This window comes from Arthrobacter sp. Z5-13, assembly GCF_056499105.1.
The window spans coordinates 4,303,260-4,321,170 of sequence record NZ_CP096460.1 but is presented as its reverse complement, the minus strand read 5'-3'; the positions used below and the strand labels follow the sequence as shown (position 1 = coordinate 4,321,170).

Annotated in this window: 15 protein-coding genes; 11 read left to right on the top strand and 4 right to left on the bottom strand. The window is 62.2% G+C overall.

Translation table 11 applies throughout. The annotated features are described in order from the left end of the window. Positions 1-29: 29 nt before the first annotated feature. The 3 genes from M1E02_RS20125 (at position 30) to hpt (ending at position 2,912) form a co-directional block, all read left to right on the top strand. Positions 30-1,148 (top strand): zinc-dependent metalloprotease, encoded by a 1,119-nt coding sequence (locus M1E02_RS20125; RefSeq protein ID WP_479375936.1) that lies wholly within the window; start codon positions 30-32, stop codon positions 1,146-1,148. A 132-nt stretch (positions 1,149-1,280) separates the two neighbouring features. Then, the gene (tilS, locus tag M1E02_RS20120; RefSeq protein WP_479375935.1) at positions 1,281-2,330 is read left to right on the top strand and encodes a tRNA lysidine(34) synthetase TilS; all 1,050 of its coding nucleotides are present in this window, start codon (positions 1,281-1,283) and stop codon (positions 2,328-2,330) included. A gap of 30 nt (positions 2,331-2,360) precedes the next feature. Then, positions 2,361-2,912, top strand: coding sequence for a hypoxanthine phosphoribosyltransferase (gene hpt, locus M1E02_RS20115; protein WP_479375934.1), 552 nt, complete (start codon positions 2,361-2,363; stop codon positions 2,910-2,912). 71 nt (positions 2,913-2,983) lie between these two features. On the opposite strand, the gene M1E02_RS20110 is transcribed toward hpt, so the two are convergent. After that, positions 2,984-3,352, bottom strand: coding sequence for a YegP family protein (locus tag M1E02_RS20110; RefSeq protein ID WP_479375933.1), 369 nt, complete (start codon positions 3,350-3,352; stop codon positions 2,984-2,986). A gap of 282 nt (positions 3,353-3,634) precedes the next feature. Here M1E02_RS20110 and M1E02_RS20105 point away from each other — a divergent pair, with 282 nt between their 5' ends. After that, positions 3,635-4,696, top strand: a complete 1,062-nt coding sequence (locus M1E02_RS20105; RefSeq protein WP_479378232.1) for an alanine racemase — start codon at positions 3,635-3,637, stop codon at positions 4,694-4,696. Between the two features lie 27 nt (positions 4,697-4,723). Here M1E02_RS20105 and M1E02_RS20100 read toward each other — a convergent pair whose 3' ends face one another. The 3 genes from M1E02_RS20100 to M1E02_RS20090 are packed head-to-tail and all read right to left on the bottom strand — an operon-like array spanning position 4,724 to position 8,271. Further along, entirely contained in the window at positions 4,724-5,779 is a 1,056-nt protein-coding gene (locus M1E02_RS20100) for a LacI family DNA-binding transcriptional regulator (protein WP_479375932.1), read from the bottom strand. Then, a complete protein-coding gene (locus M1E02_RS20095) occupies positions 5,776-7,356 on the bottom strand; it encodes a glycoside hydrolase family 43 protein (protein WP_479375931.1) in 1,581 nt (526 codons plus the stop codon). Before M1E02_RS20095 ends, M1E02_RS20100 begins: the two co-directional genes overlap by 4 nt. A 6-nt stretch (positions 7,357-7,362) precedes the next feature. Next, the gene (locus M1E02_RS20090; RefSeq protein ID WP_479375930.1) at positions 7,363-8,271 is read right to left on the bottom strand and encodes a DUF6807 domain-containing protein; all 909 of its coding nucleotides are present in this window, start codon (positions 8,269-8,271) and stop codon (positions 7,363-7,365) included. A 284-nt stretch (positions 8,272-8,555) separates the two neighbouring features. Here M1E02_RS20090 and M1E02_RS20085 point away from each other — a divergent pair, with 284 nt between their 5' ends. The 7 genes from M1E02_RS20085 to ftsH all read left to right on the top strand — a co-directional run bounded on the left by M1E02_RS20085 (position 8,556) and on the right by ftsH (position 17,902). After that, the gene (locus M1E02_RS20085; RefSeq protein ID WP_479375929.1) at positions 8,556-9,860 is read left to right on the top strand and encodes an ABC transporter substrate-binding protein; all 1,305 of its coding nucleotides are present in this window, start codon (positions 8,556-8,558) and stop codon (positions 9,858-9,860) included. Positions 9,861-9,892: 32 nt separating this feature from the next. Further along, positions 9,893-10,846 (top strand): carbohydrate ABC transporter permease, encoded by a 954-nt coding sequence (locus M1E02_RS20080; protein WP_479375928.1) that lies wholly within the window; start codon positions 9,893-9,895, stop codon positions 10,844-10,846. A gap of 10 nt (positions 10,847-10,856) precedes the next feature. Next, complete coding sequence (locus M1E02_RS20075) at positions 10,857-11,765, top strand: carbohydrate ABC transporter permease (protein WP_479375927.1); 909 nt, start codon at positions 10,857-10,859, stop codon at positions 11,763-11,765. A 72-nt stretch (positions 11,766-11,837) separates the two neighbouring features. Next, a complete protein-coding gene (locus M1E02_RS20070; RefSeq protein WP_479375926.1) occupies positions 11,838-13,862 on the top strand; it encodes a pectinesterase family protein in 2,025 nt (674 codons plus the stop codon). A gap of 1 nt (position 13,863) precedes the next feature. After that, positions 13,864-15,378: a pectinesterase family protein gene (locus M1E02_RS20065; RefSeq protein ID WP_479375925.1), complete on the top strand. Its 1,515-nt coding sequence runs from the start codon at positions 13,864-13,866 to the stop codon at positions 15,376-15,378. A gap of 76 nt (positions 15,379-15,454) precedes the next feature. Then, entirely contained in the window at positions 15,455-15,634 is a 180-nt protein-coding gene (locus M1E02_RS20060; RefSeq protein ID WP_458112777.1) for a PspC domain-containing protein, read from the top strand. A 201-nt stretch (positions 15,635-15,835) separates the two neighbouring features. Next, positions 15,836-17,902: an ATP-dependent zinc metalloprotease FtsH gene (gene ftsH, locus M1E02_RS20055; RefSeq protein WP_479375924.1), complete on the top strand. Its 2,067-nt coding sequence runs from the start codon at positions 15,836-15,838 to the stop codon at positions 17,900-17,902. Positions 17,903-17,911 lie beyond the last annotated feature (9 nt).

Here is a 17,911-nt window from a genome sequence, read left to right as displayed (position 1 = left end):
CAGCAGCGGGCTATGGTGTGATGGACGTTATGGAGTCTTCAGCAGGCGAGTCAACAGTTCCGGCCCAGGCGCTCATCAATTGGGAGCTTGCCGCTTCCACAGCGGCCAGGCTTGCTCCGGCCGGCCCTTCACTGGGGTCATCAGAGATCGGCTCAGCCGTGGAGAACCTGCGGTTCATGGCCGATGTGTCAGTACCCCACGTCCACGACATCACAGGTCTGGAAGCCGCCCGGGACCTCCGTGATTCCTCAGTCCTGGTGGTGGACAGGGCATCCTGGGCCAGGGCCAACACCCAGAGTTTCGCGGTGATGCTCAAACCGGCGATCGAAAAGCTTCTTGAAAGCCGGCGGGGCACGCTGACCCCTGGGGCAGCAGCCGTGAGCGGAGCCATTACCGGCAGCCAGCTCGGCGCCATCCTGGCCTTCCTGTCCAGCAAAGTGCTTGGCCAGTACGATCCGTTTTCAGCCCTGGCCGAGGACTCCAACGCCCCGGCTGGGGGACGGCTGCTCCTGGTTGCTCCCAACATCATTGCTGTAGAGCGGGAACTCAACGTCACGCCGGAGGACTTCCGGCTGTGGGTCTGCCTGCACGAGCAAACGCACCGTGTGCAGTTTGCTGCTGCACCTTGGCTGCGGCACCACATGCTCACCCAGATCGACGATCTCAGCGGGCACCTCCTTGGGAATGTTGATTCGCTCATGGAGCGTGCCACCGCTGCGGCTCGCTCGCTCAAGGACAGGTCGGCGTCGGGGAATACGCCCGGACGCGGCGTCATTCTGGACCTGCTCCAGGATCCTGAGGAAAAGGCCGCCATCTCGCACCTGACGGCCGTGATGAGCCTCCTCGAAGGGCACGCCAACGTGGTGATGGACGCAGTCGATGCCAGCATCGTCCCGTCCGTGAAAACCATCCGGCAGCGTTTCAACGACCGCGGCAAGGACCGGGGCATTGTGGAAAAGTTCATCCGCAACCTTTTGGGCCTGGACGCGAAGATGCGGCAGTACACCGATGGAGCGAAGTTCGTCCGCGCTGTTGTTGATGTGGCGGGGATGGAAGGCTTCAACCGGGTCTGGGAATCCGCCGAAAATCTCCCCACAGAGCCCGAAATCCACGATGCCAAGATCTGGCTCGACCGAATGGGGCTCTAAATTACCGTGCAAGGCCGTGAGCCGGGCGCTGCGTCGGGTGCCGGGTCGGGCGCTGTGGCGCGCGCTGTGCCAGGAAAGGGCGGACGACGGCGTCCCGGCCGTCTTGCTCCCGTCGTGGGGACCGCCCGGAAAATGTTGCAAGACGCCTTGGCCTCCGCGGGCTACCCGGAACACGTCCTCGTGGCATGCAGCGGTGGCCCCGATTCACTGGCGCTGGCGGCCGTTGCGGCGTATTTTGCCCGCCGCGGACACGTGGACGGGCACAGCGTATCGGTAGGCGCCGTGGTGGTTGACCATCAGCTGCAGCAAGGCTCGGCCGATGTTGCTGCCAAAACTGCGGCCATGCTGGAGGAACTGGGCCTCTCTCCCGTTGTGGTGCAGGCCGTCGACGTGGCCACAACCGGTGTTGGCCCCGAAGCTGCCGCCCGCGATGCCCGGCACGCCGCACTCGAGTCGGTAGCGGACGACGTCGGAGCTGCCGCCATCCTGCTGGGGCACACACTGGATGACCAGGCCGAGCAGGTGCTGCTTGGCCTGGCACGCGGATCAGGTACCCGATCCCTGGCAGGGATGCGCCCCGTCCGGGGGCGTCTGCTGCGGCCGTTTCTTGGCCTGCGTCGGGCCGAAACTTTGGAAATCTGCGAAGTGGAGGGCCTTGAACCCTGGCACGATCCCAGCAACAGGGATCCAGCCTTCGCCCGCTCCCGGACCCGCGTTGAGGTCCTGCCGCTGCTGGAGGAAAAACTCGGCCCGGGAGTGGCTGAATCGCTGGCCCGCACCGCCTCTATACTGCAGCTCGACGCTGACTACCTGGAGGATGTGGCAAACAGCACGTATGAGCTGCTGGCTCAGCGTTCCGGAGCGGACGTTGCCCTGCCGGAGGATGAGCTGCGGGAACTTGCCCCCGCCATCAGGTACCGGGTCATCGCCAAGGCGGCTGCCGCCGTCGGGGGTCAACAGCCCAGCTACCAGAGGCTCCTGGCAGCGGAAGCCCTCCTGCGGCGGAGGGGATCCGCGGGCCCCGTGGAGCTTCCCGGCGGGGTCAGTGTGTACAGGCTGTCCCTGGCCCAGATCCTGGCCGAAGACCAGCTCAATCGCGAGACCGGCGGACGCCCCGTTCCCCGTGAAGGCGCACGCTGTGGGAAGCTAGTATTCCGGTCTCACAAACCGCCCCAGAAATAGTCGCACCCCGTATCTACACAGGAGCCATTGGTGGATTCAAACGACGTCCAGGCAGATCTTAAGCACGTTCTCTACACCAAGGAACAGATCCAACAGCGGATTACCGAGCTCGCTGCGGAAATCGACAGGGACTACGAGGGACGCGAGCTCCTTATCGTCGGTGTCCTCAAGGGTGCAGTGATGGTCATGGCTGACCTCGCCAGGGCACTCCACAGCCACGTTTCCATGGACTGGATGGCTGTTTCTTCCTATGGCTCCGGCACCCAGTCCTCCGGCGTGGTCCGCATCCTTAAGGACCTGGATACGGACCTCATGGGCAAGGATGTGCTGATCGTTGAGGACATCATCGATTCCGGCCTCACCCTGTCATGGCTGAAGACCAACCTTGAGTCCCGCGGCACCGCGTCAGTGGAAATCTGCACAGCCTTCCGCAAGCCCACGGCAGCCAAGGTTCAGATCGACGTTAAGTACGTAGGGTTCGACATTCCCAATGAATTCGTCGTCGGCTACGGGCTGGACTACGCGGAAAAGTACCGCAACCTGGATTTCGTAGGCACCCTGGCGCCGCACGTCTACGAGTAACCCCTGGACTGTTAGCCCGCAATGGTCTGGGACCCCCACAGGTCTCAGACCAGATGGGTCGCTGGTGAGTCTCAGACCAGGTGGGTCCAGCGTGGTCCGGCCGCTGCCTGGCGCAAGGTCCTGGCACGCGTCCTGAAATGGTCAGCGGCTGTTCGGTGATCACCAGGCCTGTTGCTGTGGTCATTGCTCAGCCGTTCACCCATTGGACGCGGTGTTTCACCGGAAAACGCAGGTTCCGGGGTGCGGGTGGACAAACCGGCCGGACAGAGGTCGGTGATAAGCCCCATTCCGGCATACTCACGTACGGCAGTTATGCCGGCCACCGCCGCGGGTTTGTCCTCAAAGGCCATGGAGACAGCCATGATGGTTCCATCCGGAGCCTTGAGCCGGAATCTGAAATAGCGCTCCGAATCAACGAATACTTCAAACGATCCTGTCATGACGATCCTCCCGGTTGGCGGGCTCCCTGCCGGCGTCATCGCCCAGAGCCGGAACGCGTCGAGGCGTTCGTGTCGCACGTGGTTTGGCCGAACGAATTCACTCGATTACGTTCAATCGCCACGCGGATCCGTTCATCAGATGGGAATGAGTCTGTCGCAGGCCGGCCATCCGGGCAAGACTTAGCGCGTAAACCGCAGGTAAATTCCCTGCGACTCCCAGCGGATCTTGATTAACGGAGGCCCCGAGTGACTGTTCCCGATGAGATCACCACCCCGGACGTCATGATCGACGTCGGAATCCTGGACCGCAATATCGCCAGGATGGCATCGGCCACCAGCAGCCGCGGCGTGAAGCTGCGCCCTCACGCCAAAACCCACAAAGTCCTGGAAATTGCGGCCAGACAGCTCGCGGCTGGGGCAGTAGGGCTGACTGTGGCAACCATCGGTGAGGCCGAAGTCTTCGCGCAGGACGGAGTCGAGGATATTTTCATCGCATACCCGCTCTGGGTGGGTGTCCGGCAAGCCGAAAGGCTGCGGCGCCTCACGGAGATCACCCGCATCACGGTAGGCGTGGACTCTGCCGAGAGCGCTTCCTACATGGGAAGGAGCCTCGGAAAGGATGCGGAAAGAATCGGCGTCCGGGTGGAGCTGGACAGCGGACACCACCGCAGCGGGGTTAATCCCGAGTCAGCTGTCGCCGTCGCGTTGGCCGCAGCCGACGCCGGCCTGGATGTCACAGGGATTTTCACCTTCCCCGGCCACAGCTACAAACCCGGCATGCCTCGTCTCGCTGCGAAGGAAGAAGACGCAGTCCTTCGCCAGGCCGCCGCGGCCCTTACTTCCGCGGGCTTCACGCTCTTGGAGCTCAGCGGCGGATCGACGCCAACTGCCCTGCTCGGCGGGGAAACAGCATGCACAGAACTGAGGCCGGGTGTGTATGTTTTTGGCGACGCGCAGCAGCTCGAGCTTGAGCGGTGCAGCCCTGAGGACATCGCACTTACTGTCGCCAGCACGGTTGTCAGCCACCATACGACCGGCCCGGACGAGCCAGGGCGTTTCATCATCGATGCCGGAAGCAAGATCTTGGGCAGCGACCGTGCCCCGTGGGCCACCGGGTATGGGCGGTTGCTCGACTACCCTGCTGCGAGGATCATCGCGCTCTCGGAACACCACGCCACAGTGCAGTGGCCGCCAGGAGCGGAACTTCCGGAACGCGGGCAGCGGCTCAGGGTCATCCCCAACCACGTTTGCCTGACCATGAACCTCGTTGATGAGGTCAGTCTGGTCACAGATGGGATCTATAGCGGCACTTGGACAGTAGCGGCCAGGGGAAGGAACAACTAACCGCTATCCCCGGGCCAAGGGCAACTTTCAGGAAGGCTGCCGGTACGGCGCGGTGGAGCCCCTCTGGATCAGTTCCGTGGCCAACTCTATGGAGCGTGGAGCGGCTGGTGCGTTTTCGATCTGGTCCACCAGCATGCCGACGGCGAGCCCGCCCATCTGTTCTGAAGGCTGCCGGATGGTTGTCAGGGGCGGTGATGTCAGCGCTGCCTGGGCAATGTCGTCGAACCCAACCACGCTGAGCTCTTCAGGAACCTTGATGGATCTCGCGGCGGCGGCACTCATCAGACCCAACGCCTGAAGGTCGTTCCCGGCGAATACCGCGGTGGGTCTCGGGTCCAGGTCCAGGAGTTCGCCGCCGAGCCGGAGTCCGGCCTCGATGCTGAAGTTGCCGTCGCGCACAAAATCGGGGTTCAATTCTATCCCCGCCGACCTCAGCGCTGTGGCATAAGCGGCATAACGGGCGGGACTGTGGACGGAATCAGCGCCCCCGCCGGTAATCATTCCGATCCTCCGGTGACCCAGCTTGAGAAGATGGTCCACTGCGAGCATTGCCCCCGAGAATGATGCCGGCCCGACGCTCGGAATTGCGAGTGCCTCGTTGCCTTGAGGATCAAGGGCGACGGCGGGAATGTTCAGCGAGCGCAGTGCCGTCACCAGTCGTGACCCCCGGTGCGGAGCCAGCAACATCACCCCGGCGAGCTGATTGGTTGAGGAGCGGCGGAGTTTCCGCCACTCCTCGGACGACACATGTTCTGTTTTGGTGCACAACACGTTGTAGCCCTGGCGGGCGGCGGCTGCCTCCGTGCCCTTGAGGATCTCAAGGACCCAGGGGCTGTCGAAGTTATTCACTACGAGTTGCAGCAACCGTGCCCCGTTGACCTGGGTTTTTCTCTTGTTGTAGCCCAGTTCCTCGACGGCGGTGTTAACGCGGTCCCGGGTCTCCTGGGAAACGTGGGCACGGCCATTGAGGACTTTGGAGACTGTCGGAACGGACACACCCGCAGCCGTTGCCACATCCGCAATGGTGGAGCGGGAAGCGGGCGTCGATGGTGGCGTGGCCAAAGTGGAAGTCCTAGGAGTCATAGTTGTGCGGATCCCGCAAACTCCGGCGATTGTTCCTGTGCAGTACGTGCGGCTTCCAGCTGTACTGTCCCCACGATAACATCGCCCGTCCCGCTGGAACCTCTGGGTGAGGTAGCGAAGATCCCTAACTCCGCCCCGATCCAATGGCCCTTGGTCAGGGCGAACTCCCAGTCCTGCTCGTGCCATTCGCCGGTTCCCCCCGGACGCCAGGCGAAATGCGCACGCTGCTTTGCATCAGTGCGGACCCGCAGCTCTATCGCACCGGCCGGAAGCGCCACCTGGGCACCAAGCGGCTCCTCCTGCGGCGTGCTCCCTCCGGTGCCTGCGGTCAGTTGCACCCCGGTTGGGGTTCTCCTGAGGCCAAGCCAGGCGTACTCCAATCCCAGCACCACCACCCCGGCCCGGGTTCCCGCCGGAACATCGCCCAGTTCGATTGACGTGCTGAAGACGGACGGGACACCCGGAAGGATCTGGCCCAGGACGTTGGGCAACTCCCGGAGATTGCCGGGATCGTTGGGCAAGGAACGGAGGATGGCCCGCCCGTCGCCTGGCAGGGACAGCCAGTCAGCCTGCGGGTTGGCCTGCCAGTGCCATTGGTTCCCCAACGTCGTTTTGCGGAAGCCGTCCGACGCCGGAAGGCGGACGGCGTCGGGGGCCGTCCCTTGTGGATACGCATGGCTCATTACCGGAGTCCCGGCTGGAGCGTCAGCGGATTGGGCCCCCATCCACGGCCAGCCGTCGTCGCCCCATCCCATGGGCTGAAGATGGACCACCCGGCCGTAAGGGCCGCGGTCCTGGAAGTGGAGGAACCAGTCCTGGCCGGCAGGTGAGGTGACCCAGGCGCCTTGATGGGGACCGTTGACAGGGCTGTTTCCCTGCTCCAGGACCTTACGCGCTTCATAGGGCCCGAAGGGTGAGCGCGCGCGGAACACTGACTGCCATCCCGTGGCTACTCCTCCTGCGGGTGCAAAAATCCAGTACCAGCCATCGCGTTTGTAGAATTTGGGCCCCTCGATGGTGGTGTATCCCGGAAAATCTTCGCCCTTAATAACGTGGGTGCCGCTGTCCAGCAGCCGGGAGGCGTCCGGGCTCATCCGGTGCACCGTCAGGACGTTCTTGAGCCCGATCCTGCTCTTTGCCCAGCCATGGACCAGATAAGCCTCACCATCCTCATCCCAGAGGGGGCAGGGATCGATGATTCCGCGGCCGGGGTAAAGCAGGTGCGGCTCGCTCCAAGGGCCCTCTGCCTTCTCGGAATGGAGCACGAATATGCCGTGGTCAGGGTCGGGATAGAAAATCCAGAAACGGCCGTCGTGGTGACGGAGCGCCGGCGCCCAGACCCCGCTTCCATGCCGGACCAGGGAAAAGTGGTCCACAGGCGGGAGTGCTTTCAGTGCATGCCCAAGATGCTCCCAGTCCACCAGGTTGCGCGAACGGAGAACAGGCAGTCCGGGGGCCCGGTTGAAACTTGACGAAATGAGGTAGTAGTAGCCATCCACCTCGATGGCATCAGGATCAGGCCAGTCTGCATTGAGGATGGGGTTGTTGAACGTGGGCTTGCTGTCTGCGGAAGTCACTGGATCCTATCGGTGAGTGAGGGCCGGCTGGAAACTCTGCTGGCGGAGGGTCGGGTGAAGGTTCAAGAGCCTGCGCACCTGGGCGGGAGAATCCACCACCCCGTCCATCACGACGGCGTGAAGGGTCAGATTGAGCGGGTTGTGCCGGGAGACGGTCCTGCTGTTGTCCCAGGCGACGGCGGGGCCTGCCCCGAGATAACCTTCGGTCCGCAGGAACCAGGGAAGCGCCATTCCGGGATCCTGGGCCAGGATTACGCTCGCGCGCCTTCCCGCGACGATCGCGGCTACAGACAGCCAGGGTGAAAGGGAACCGTGGGCAAGACCGGTACCCGCTCCGGCTTCAGTCAGTACCAGTTCTGCGCGGGCATCCCGGGGGAAGCGCCAGAAGATGCCGCCATACCCGGCCCCGGGCCTTCCCTTGACCGCCGAGGAAGATACTTCCAGCACTTCCAGTCCGTCCGCAGGCCGGATGGTGGAGCTGATGCTCATGGCCCAGGCCCGCGGATCGCCGTGCCTCATCACCTGGATGCGGCGGCGCTCAACTGCCTGGATGTTGCCGCCGGCTCCGATCCAGTCCAGATTCTCACTGATGGAGTCCTTTCCGGAGTAGACGTCAGTGACCTCCTGCCGGCCATGATTTGCCAACAAGACAGCGCCGCCGGCTGGCGTGAAGGTTCGTCCGCCCCAGTAATTGGTGCCGCTCACGTCCGAGAAGGCGACTGAGATTCCCAGGTGATGCGAGTGGTCCGGAGGCTCGGAATCTGTGACCAAGGTGCCTGACAGGGTTTGAACCGGGTGCAGGAAGGGCCGCGGGGACTGCCTGCCGTCCAAGGCGCTTCCGCTCTGATAACGGAGAATTCCTGCACCGCCGACTCGAAGGTCCACGGCATTGCTGTGACGGTGGCCGGGGACCATTGCGGTTCCTTTCGTCCGGAAGTTCGTGGGTTGGATGAGACTAACCAATCGGAAACAAATAGGCAAGTACTCAGAAAGTTTCTTAGCCCGCGAATTTTCGAGCATGTGTTGACAGTCACAGTGGTTCCTTGCTAGAAATCGTTTACTGAGCCGAACTTCAGGGGAAGTGTCCGCACGTCGCAGGTCTTCCGGTCCGCGGGCTTACTAACGGAAACTTTCGCAAATGTTTTTCATCCCCCTACGAGCTTTCTACAGAACTTTCAAACCAGAGAGGTTGTCATTCGATGAAGATGACAGTGCAGCCCCACACCCGCAGAACCGTCCTAGCAGCAGCCGGGCTCACGCTCGGCCTGGCCCTGACCGGCTGCGCCGGCTCGGGAAACCCGGCTGGCCAGAACGGCACCGTGGAACTCAACTTCGTGTTCTGGGGTGATGCCAACCGAGCGAAGGTCACTGAAGCTGCCCTCCGCGTCTTTGAGGAGAAGAACCCCGGCATCAAGGTCAAGACCGAATATCAGGACAGCGGACCCTACGCGGACAAGCTGGCCACCCGCTTTGCGGGCGGGAACCCGCCGGACGTTCTCGCCATGGCGAACCGCAGCCTCCTCGAATACGCACAGCGCGGCGCTCTGGCGGACCTCAAGACCCTCCCGGAACTCAAGCTCGACGCCGTACCGGAGACGGTGCTCAGCCGTGGAACCGTCGATGGAAAGCTGTACGGACTGGCAACGGGGGTGACAACAATCGGCATGGTGGTCAACAAAACCATCACGGACCAGGCCGGGGTGGCCATACCTGACGACAAGACCTGGAGCTGGGAAGACTACGCCAAGTTTGCCAGCGAGGTGACGCAGAAGACTGGTGGAAAGGTTTACGGCGCAGGCTATGACGTGGCCACCGAAACCGGGCCGATCCTCCTCGCCCGTCAGCGTGGGGAAGACTTCTACACCAAGGACAACAAGCTCGGTGTCAGTGAGGAAACCATCCGTGACTGGTTCCAGTACAGTGTGGACCTCCGCAAAGCCGGGGGGTATCCGCCCGCAGGTTTCTTTGAGCAGATCGGTGGATCACCGGCCCAGTCTTATCTGGCAAAGGGGACCGTTGCCTCCCAGATCATCCCCATCAACAACTTCAAGGGTTACAACGAGGCCGTAGAAGGAGACCTGGTCCTCCTTCGCATTCCCGGAGAAACCACGGGTGAACGGCGGGGCTACTCTGCTGATCCCACCATGCTCTGGTCAGTCGCTGCAAAGTCCAAGCACCCCAAGGAAGCAGCCAAGCTGGTGGACTTCCTGACCAACGACAGCGACGGCGCGGCGCACACTCTCACCCAGCGCGGCGTGCCCATCAATCCCGACGTTGCTGAGTCCATCACGTCCAAGCTCAGCAAGGACGACAAGACGTTCGTTGACATGATGGCGGCCATCCAGGAGGACGAACTCCCCGAGGCCTACGTTTACCCCAAGGGCGCAAGCGTTGTTGCCGACACCCTCAAGCAGCTAACCACCGAGGTTGAATTCGGCCGGATCAGCCCGTCCGATGCTGCCAAGACCTTCCTTGAGAAGAGCAATGCAGCCATCAACAAGTAGCCCGGCCGTCCTCGCGATTGGAGCCTGACACCATGTCGGTCCTGACTAAACAGCCAAAGACCGTGCCGGCGGGTTCCATCGCGGACCTGCCGGGCCGGGGCTCCCGCAAGGTTTCTTCCCGGAAACGGCAGCGGTCCGGTTACCTGTTCCTGCTGCCGTGGTTCATCGGCATGCTGTTCACGGTGATCCCGTTCTTCGCTTCGCTGTACCTGGCCTTCACGGACTACAACCTCTTTAACCAGCCGTCCTGGGTGGGGCTGGCCAACTTTGAGGCCATGTTTGAGGACCCGAGGCTCTGGCAGTCGCTGAAGGTGACCTTCGTCTATACGTTCGTTTCAGTTCCCATCTCGCTGGCCGCGGCCCTGGCAGTGGCACTGGTGCTGAACCGCGGTATCAGGGGCCTGCCGATCTACCGCTCCGTTTACTACCTTCCCTCCCTCCTGGGTGGGAGTGTCGCGATCGTCATGCTGTGGCGGTACATCTTCGGCAATGACGGCATCGTTAATAGTTTCCTGGGGCTGTTCGGCATCCAGGGGCCCGCCTGGGTCACTGACCCCGAGTTCGCCCTGAGCACCCTGATAGTGCTCAACGTCTGGACCTTTGGCTCGCCCATGGTGATCTTCCTCGCCGGGCTCCGGCAGGTTCCGTCCATGTACTACGAGGCTGCGTCCATTGACGGAGCCTCGAAGTGGCGCCAGTTCCGGAGCATCACGATTCCGCTGATCAGTCCAATCATCTTCTTCAACCTGATCATGCAGCTCATCGGCTCGTTCCAGACCTTCACCCAGGGCTACGTCATGAGCGGCGGCACGGGCGGCCCGGCGGATTCCACCCTCTTCTACAACCTTTACCTGTACCAGAAGGGCTTCACCGAGTTCGAGATGGGTTATGCCTCGGCTATGGCGTGGGTGCTGCTGATGATCATCGCGATTTTCACCGCCATCAACTTCATCGCATCCAAGTTCTGGGTCTTCTACGACAATTAAGGCAACCGACATGGCTTTGCTAGATCTTCCCTTGAAGCGGTCACAAAAACAGCCGCAAAGGAACCCGTCCGTACCGGACGGGGAAACTGATGGAACCCCCGCCCAGCGGTTCACCAAACACCTCATCCTCTGTCTGGTGGGGCTGGTGATGCTCTATCCGCTGCTGTGGCTCATTTCCAGCTCGGTCAAGCCCAGCGAGGACATCTTCCGGCAACTGGGCTTGTGGCCGCAGAACTGGAACTTCGCAAACTATGCCGAGGGCTGGACTGCTCTCAACCAGCCTTTCCACGTGTACCTCTTTAACTCCCTGGTCATCGTGGTGCTGTCCATCGCGGGCAATATCTTCTCCTGCGCCTTGGCTGCCTACGCGTTCGCCAGAATGGAGTTCACCGGACGGAAGCTCTTCTTCGCCCTGATGCTGGGGACCCTGATGCTGCCCGGCCACGTCCTGCTGGTGCCGCAGTACATCATCTTTTCCCAGCTGGGCTGGCTGGACACGTACCTTCCCCTGGTGGTGCCGAACTTCATGGCCACCAACGCGTTCTTCATCTTCCTTATGGTCCAGTTCATGAAGTCCCTGCCAGTGGAGTTGGATGACGCTGCGCAGATAGATGGCTGCGGCCCCTTCCGCACCTTCATCAAGGTGATCCTGCCCTTGTGCGTCCCGGCCATGGCCACCACCGCGATCTTCACGTTCATCTCCACCTGGAACGAGTTTTTCGGACCGCTGATCTACATCCAGAACCAGGACCTGTACACCGTCCCGTTGGCTCTCCGGGCCTTCATGGACTCCGAAGGCCAGAGCATGTGGGGGCCCATGTTCGCCATGTCCGTGGTGTCCATCGCGCCGATCATCGGCTTCTTCATCGCCGGGCAGAAGTACCTCATCAGCGGCATCGCAACCACCGGCCTGAAGTGACGGCGTCGCCCATTCACTGACTTCCGGCGTCATCGCCGAACCAGCAAGTAATCACACACAAAGGAGTATGGGATGAAAGTTCTATCGATGTTTGGCGCCCTCGTGGCGGCGAGTCTGGTGGGAGGAGCGGCTGCAGTTCCGGCTCACGCCGTGCCATCCGATCACGTTGCCGGAGCTCAAGCGACCGGCACCAGAGACGACGGCCGGGCGCAGGCACTCTGGAAACAGGCGCCTGACGGCTTCGCTGCACTGCCTGGAAACGGACTCAGCGGCACCACGGGAGGACAGGCCGGCCGGGTGGTCAACGCCGAGACCTTCGAGGAACTGAAGAGCTACGCAGCGGCCGAAGAACCGCTGGTGATTCTGATTTCGGGCTCCATCAAACTTGATGCGTATTTCAAGATCCCTGTCGCGTCCAACAAGAGCTTCATCGGCGTGGGTGACAGTCCTGAGCTGGTCAATGGCGGCTTCAAGCTCATCAATGTTTCCAATGTCATCTTCCGGAACTTCACCATCAGGGATTCGTACATTCCCGGTGACTGGGACGGCAAGACGGGGGACCACGACGGCATCCAACTGGATACAAGCCACCACGTGTGGGTGGACCACATGGCTTTTGAGCGTTTGGGTGACGGCATGATCGACACGCGTAAGGACTCGGACTTCCTGACCTACTCCTGGAACGTTTTCGCGGACCATAATAAGGCTCTCGGGGTGGGCTGGACGAACAATGCAGTTACCCGGATGACCCTTCACCACAACTGGATCCGCAACACCGTCCAGCGCAACGCCAGCCTTGATAACACCGCCGCTGCCCACGTGTACAACAACTTTCTGGAGGACATCGGCCAGTACGGCATGATGGGCAGGAACGCGGCCAAAGTTGTGGTGGAGGGCAACTACTTCGACACCGTGGCTGACCCCATCGTCGCGAAAGACCCCGCGACCCAGGTGCTGAACCGCGACAACATCTTCAAGGGACAGACCTACGGGCGCAAGGACAACGTGGGCGCGGCGTTTGACCCGTCGTCGTTCTACCAGTACCAAAAGGACACGACGGCGGACGTCCCCCGGATAGTCTCTGAAGGCGCGGGCCCCCGGAACTCTGCCGCAAAAGTGTTCGGAGAAAATATCACCGTAGCCCTTGACGGTACGGGTGATTTCGGCAGCATCCAAGCCGCGATCGGAGCCATCCCGGACCACAACACCCTGGCACGGACCATCACGGTGAAACCCGGCGTCTACCGGGAGGTGGCCAACGTCTGGCCGGACCGCAGGAACGTCACCATCACCGGAGCCACAGGCAACCCGGCCGACGTCGTTCTCAGCTACAACACCGCCGCTGGCCAGCAGAAGTTCTTCGGTGGAACCTGGGGAGCCAAGGGCAGCCCCACCATGACAGTCGCCGCAGAGAACACCACGGTGAAAAACCTGACCGTCGAGAATACGTACGACGAAGCCGCCAACGGCTCCAGCCAGGCGCTCGCTGTCCGCTCGGTGGGCGACAGGGTCACGTTCGACAACACCCGCTTCCTTGGGAACCAGGACACGTACCTGGCAGACACCACCGGCCGCGACGCGACGGCTCGCACCTACCTGAAGAACTGCTACATCGAGGGCGACGTCGACTTTATTTACGGTCGAGGCACGGCCGTCCTGGACGGCTGCACTGTCCACTCCCTCGACCGGGGCAGCCCAACAAACAACGGCTACATCGTGGCCCCGAGCACCAAGAACTCAAACCCGTACGGACTCCTCATCATCAACAGCAGGCTGACCGGTGATGCCGCAGCCGGGACAGTAAGCCTGGGCCGGCCCTGGTTCGCCAGCAGCGATCCGGATGCCCACCCCCAGGCCGTCATCCGTGACTCGTGGCTGGGCCCACACATTGCGCAGCAGGGCTGGGCGGACATGAGCGGACACTCCTGGACGGAAGGCCGGTTCGGAGAACATAACAACAGCGGTCCGGGAGCCTGGCTCAATGCCTTCCACCCGCAGCTCGATGCCGCGGGAGCGCAGCGGTTCACCGTTGCCAACTACCTTGGCGACTGGGCGCCGTACGCAGGAACAGCGGCACTGACAGAGGCAGGGAACTGAGATGACGGTGCAAAGTCCCAAGGCCCAGGCAATTACTGTCCCTTCCCGCAGGGCCCTGCTGGCAACAGCCCTGCTCGGGGGAGGGCTGACGGCCACCACTTCCCTGCTCGCCGGGGGACCGGCCGCCGCAGCCAATGATGCCGCAGCCAATGACCTGTCCCGCGACGCCAGAGCCGCCAGGGAGGGGAACGGATACCTGGAGGCAGGCCTGCCCAACAGCAGCACCCTCGGCGGAACGGTCTGGCCGGATCAGCCCACGGGGTTCGCATCGCTCCCCGGGCTTGGACTGGACGGAACAACCGGGGGCGCCGGGGGAAACATTGTCCACGCCCGCACCCCTGCTGACCTGCGGACCTTCGCGAACGCAACAGAGGCTCTTGTGGTCATCCTGCACGGCAGCATCGCCTTCCCCGCCTACGAAAAGCTGCGGGTCCAATCGAACAAGTCCTTCCTTGGCGCTGGTTCTGACGCAGAAGTGGTGAATGCCGGTTTCAAGCTCATCAACATCGCCAACGTGATCTTCCGGAACTTCACAGTGCGCGATTCGTACATCCCGGGAGATTTCGAAGGAAAGCGGCCCGACAACGACCGTGACGGAATCCAGGTGGACACCTCGCACCATATCTGGGTGGACCACATGTATTTCACCCGGTTGGGGGACGGCTTGGTGGATACCCGCAAGGACTGCGATTTCGTGACATATTCATGGAACGTCTTTGCGGACCACAACAAGGCCGTCGGCGAAGGCTGGACGGAAAACGTCGTTACGCAGCTGACCTTCCACCACAACTGGATCAGGAACACGCATCAGCGCAATGCCAGTCTGGACAACGTGCTGGCCGGTCACGTTTACAACAACTATCTGCAGGACATTTCAAGCTACGGAATGCTGGGCCGCAACTCTGCCAGGCTCGTGGTCGAAGGGAACTTCTTCCAGGACGTCAGGAATCCGCTGAACATCCAGGACCCGGAAGGTGAACTGGCTGCCTCGGGAAACATTTTCGAGGACTGCGCAGGGGTGAACAGTCCTTCCCGCGGGACTGCTTTCGATCCCGCGGCGCGTTACGAGTACAGGCTTGACCCTGCCGAGGCCGTCCCCGCCCTCGTCGGCAGGTTCGCCGGTCCACGGGGAGGGACCGTTACGCTTCCCGCCGAGGTCATCACTGTTGCCTTGGACGGCTCGGGTGACTACGGGAGCATCCGTGCAGCGGTGGGGGCCATCCCTTCCGGTTATACCCGGCCGGTCACCATCCGGCTCGATCCCGGGGTCTACGACGAGCCTGTGGTCATCTGGCAGGACCGTAGCGGCATCACGCTGGAGGGCAGTACAGGCAACGCCGCGGACGTCGTGCTTACCTTCAAAGAGGGGATCACCCTTCTGGTCGCGGGAGATGGGACCGCAGTGCGGCACCTGACCGTCACGTCGGGAAAAACCCAATCCGGATTCGTGGTGCTGACCACCGGTAAGGACGTCTCCTATGAGAACGTAACCGTGCTGAACGGGCGTCACGGATAGGGGCTCTGCCGATAGGGCATGCCTCCGGGCCGGCTCGATGGTTCCCTCCGTCGAGCCGGCCCGTTAGCATGAGCGCATGGACGCAACCCTGGTTCGACCCCGGAATGGCAAGATCATCGCAGGTGTCTGTGCAGCACTCTCTGCACGGTTCGGCATCCCCAAATTCATCGTCCGCCTGGCCTTTGTGATCTTCGGCCTGGTGGGTGTGGGGGAGCTGGTTTACATAGCCCTGTGGATACTGATCCCCAAGGCCTGATTCCACGGAAAGCCGGCCAGCATGCAGGCTCACACCCCCGGGCATTGTGTGCTGCAAAAGCTACGCCCATAGGGAACTTTTGGTCTTCACCGTGCGTGAATTACTCCGTACGGTGTATAGCTAGTAGCTGAAGCAGTACCTCACGCGCGCGCAATTGCGCCGTGCAGCACTACCAGGAGGGACGGGGCGAGCCCCGAACAAATGAAAGCTAAGAGTTTCTTCAAGGGTCCGGGAATTTGGATCATTGTTGTTGTCGCAATGCTCCTGCTGGCCTTTGCCACCCTCGCCCCCGGCGGTGCCTCACGAATAGACACAGACAAGGGCCTTGAGCTGCTTTCGCAGAACGGCCAGGTGGAACAGGCAAAGATTTTCGACGCCGAGAACCGCGTGGACCTGACGCTCAAGGACAACCTGACCATTGACGGACAGGACAAGGGCAAGAGCGTCCAGTTCTTCTTCGTCAACGCCAGGGCCGACGACGTCGTCAAGGCAGTCACCGACGCCAAGCCAGCCAACGGCTACACGGACCAGCCGATCGAGAGCAACTGGTTCTCAGGCCTGTTCTCCCTCCTCGTCCCGGTAATTCTCCTCGGCCTCCTCTTCTGGTTCCTGTTGTCCCGTATGCAGGGCGGCGGCTCCAAGATCATGCAGTTCGGCAAGTCCAAGGCAAAAATGGTCAGCAAGGACATGCCACAGGTGACCTTCATCGACGTCGCCGGCGCTGACGAAGCTGTTGAGGAGCTCCAGGAAATCAAGGAGTTCCTCCAGGAGCCTGCCAAGTTCCAGGCTGTGGGCGCCAAGATCCCTAAGGGTGTCCTCCTGTACGGCCCTCCCGGTACCGGTAAAACCCTGCTGGCCCGTGCAGTGGCAGGCGAAGCCGGAGTGCCGTTCTTCTCCATTTCCGGCTCGGACTTCGTTGAAATGTTCGTCGGTGTGGGTGCGTCCCGTGTCCGCGACCTCTTCGAGCAGGCCAAGGCCAACTCACCGGCAATCATCTTTGTTGACGAGATCGACGCCGTCGGCCGCCACCGCGGTGCCGGCATCGGCGGCGGCAATGACGAACGCGAGCAGACCCTTAACCAGTTGCTGGTTGAAATGGACGGCTTCGACGTCAAGACCAACGTCATCCTGATCGCGGCCACCAACCGTCCCGACGTTCTGGACCCCGCGCTCCTGCGCCCGGGCCGCTTCGACCGGCAGATCTCCGTTGAGGCTCCGGACCTTGTTGGCCGCGACCAGATCCTCCAGGTTCACGCCAAGGGCAAGCCGATGGCGCCCGGCGTCGACCTTAAGGCTGTGGCCAAGAAGACCCCCGGCTACACCGGTGCTGACCTCGCCAACGTTCTGAACGAGGCCGCCCTGCTCACAGCCAGGTCCAACGCCAACCTGATTGACGACCGCGCCCTGGATGAAGCCATTGACCGCGTCATGGCCGGGCCGCAGAAGCGCAGCCGCGTCATGAAGGAGCACGAGCGCAAGATCACCGCTTACCACGAAGGCGGACACGCCCTCGTTGCCGCAGCTCTGCGGAACTCGGCACCGGTCACGAAGATCACCATCCTGCCGCGTGGCCGGGCCCTTGGATACACCATGGTGGTTCCGGACAACGACAAGTACTCGGTGACCCGCAACGAGCTGCTGGACCAGATGGCCTATGCCATGGGCGGCCGCGTCGCTGAGGAAATTGTCTTCCACGATCCCTCCACCGGGGCTTCGAACGACATCGAGAAGGCCACGTCCACGGCCCGCAAGATGGTCACGGAGTTCGGCATGAGTGAACGCGTGGGTGCGGTGCGCCTGGGCCAGGGTGGCGGCGAGCCGTTCCTGGGCCGGGATGCCGGGCATGAGCGTAACTACTCGGACCAGATCGCGTACATCGTCGATGAGGAAGTCAGGCGTCTGATCGATCAGGCCCATGACGAGGCTTACGCCATCCTCACGGAAAACCGGGATGTCCTGGACTACCTGGCTCTTGAACTGCTGGAACGGGAAACCCTGAACCAGGCCGAAATTGCCGATATTTTCCGTGACATCCGCAAGCGTGATTTCCGCGAGGTCTGGCTGTCCAAGGAGTCGCGTCCGGTGCAAAAGGCAGGCCCTGTTGAGTCGCGCCTGGAGAAAGCTGAGCGTGAAGCCCAGGAGGAGGCCACGGAGGCCCGCATGGATGAGCCACTGGACGCCCAGCCTCCGCATCCGCAGGGTGTGGCAGGCCAGGAGGTCTTTGGGGGCAGCACCGACGTCGGGCCTGATGTACCCGGCCACGGCTAAACTCGTCTT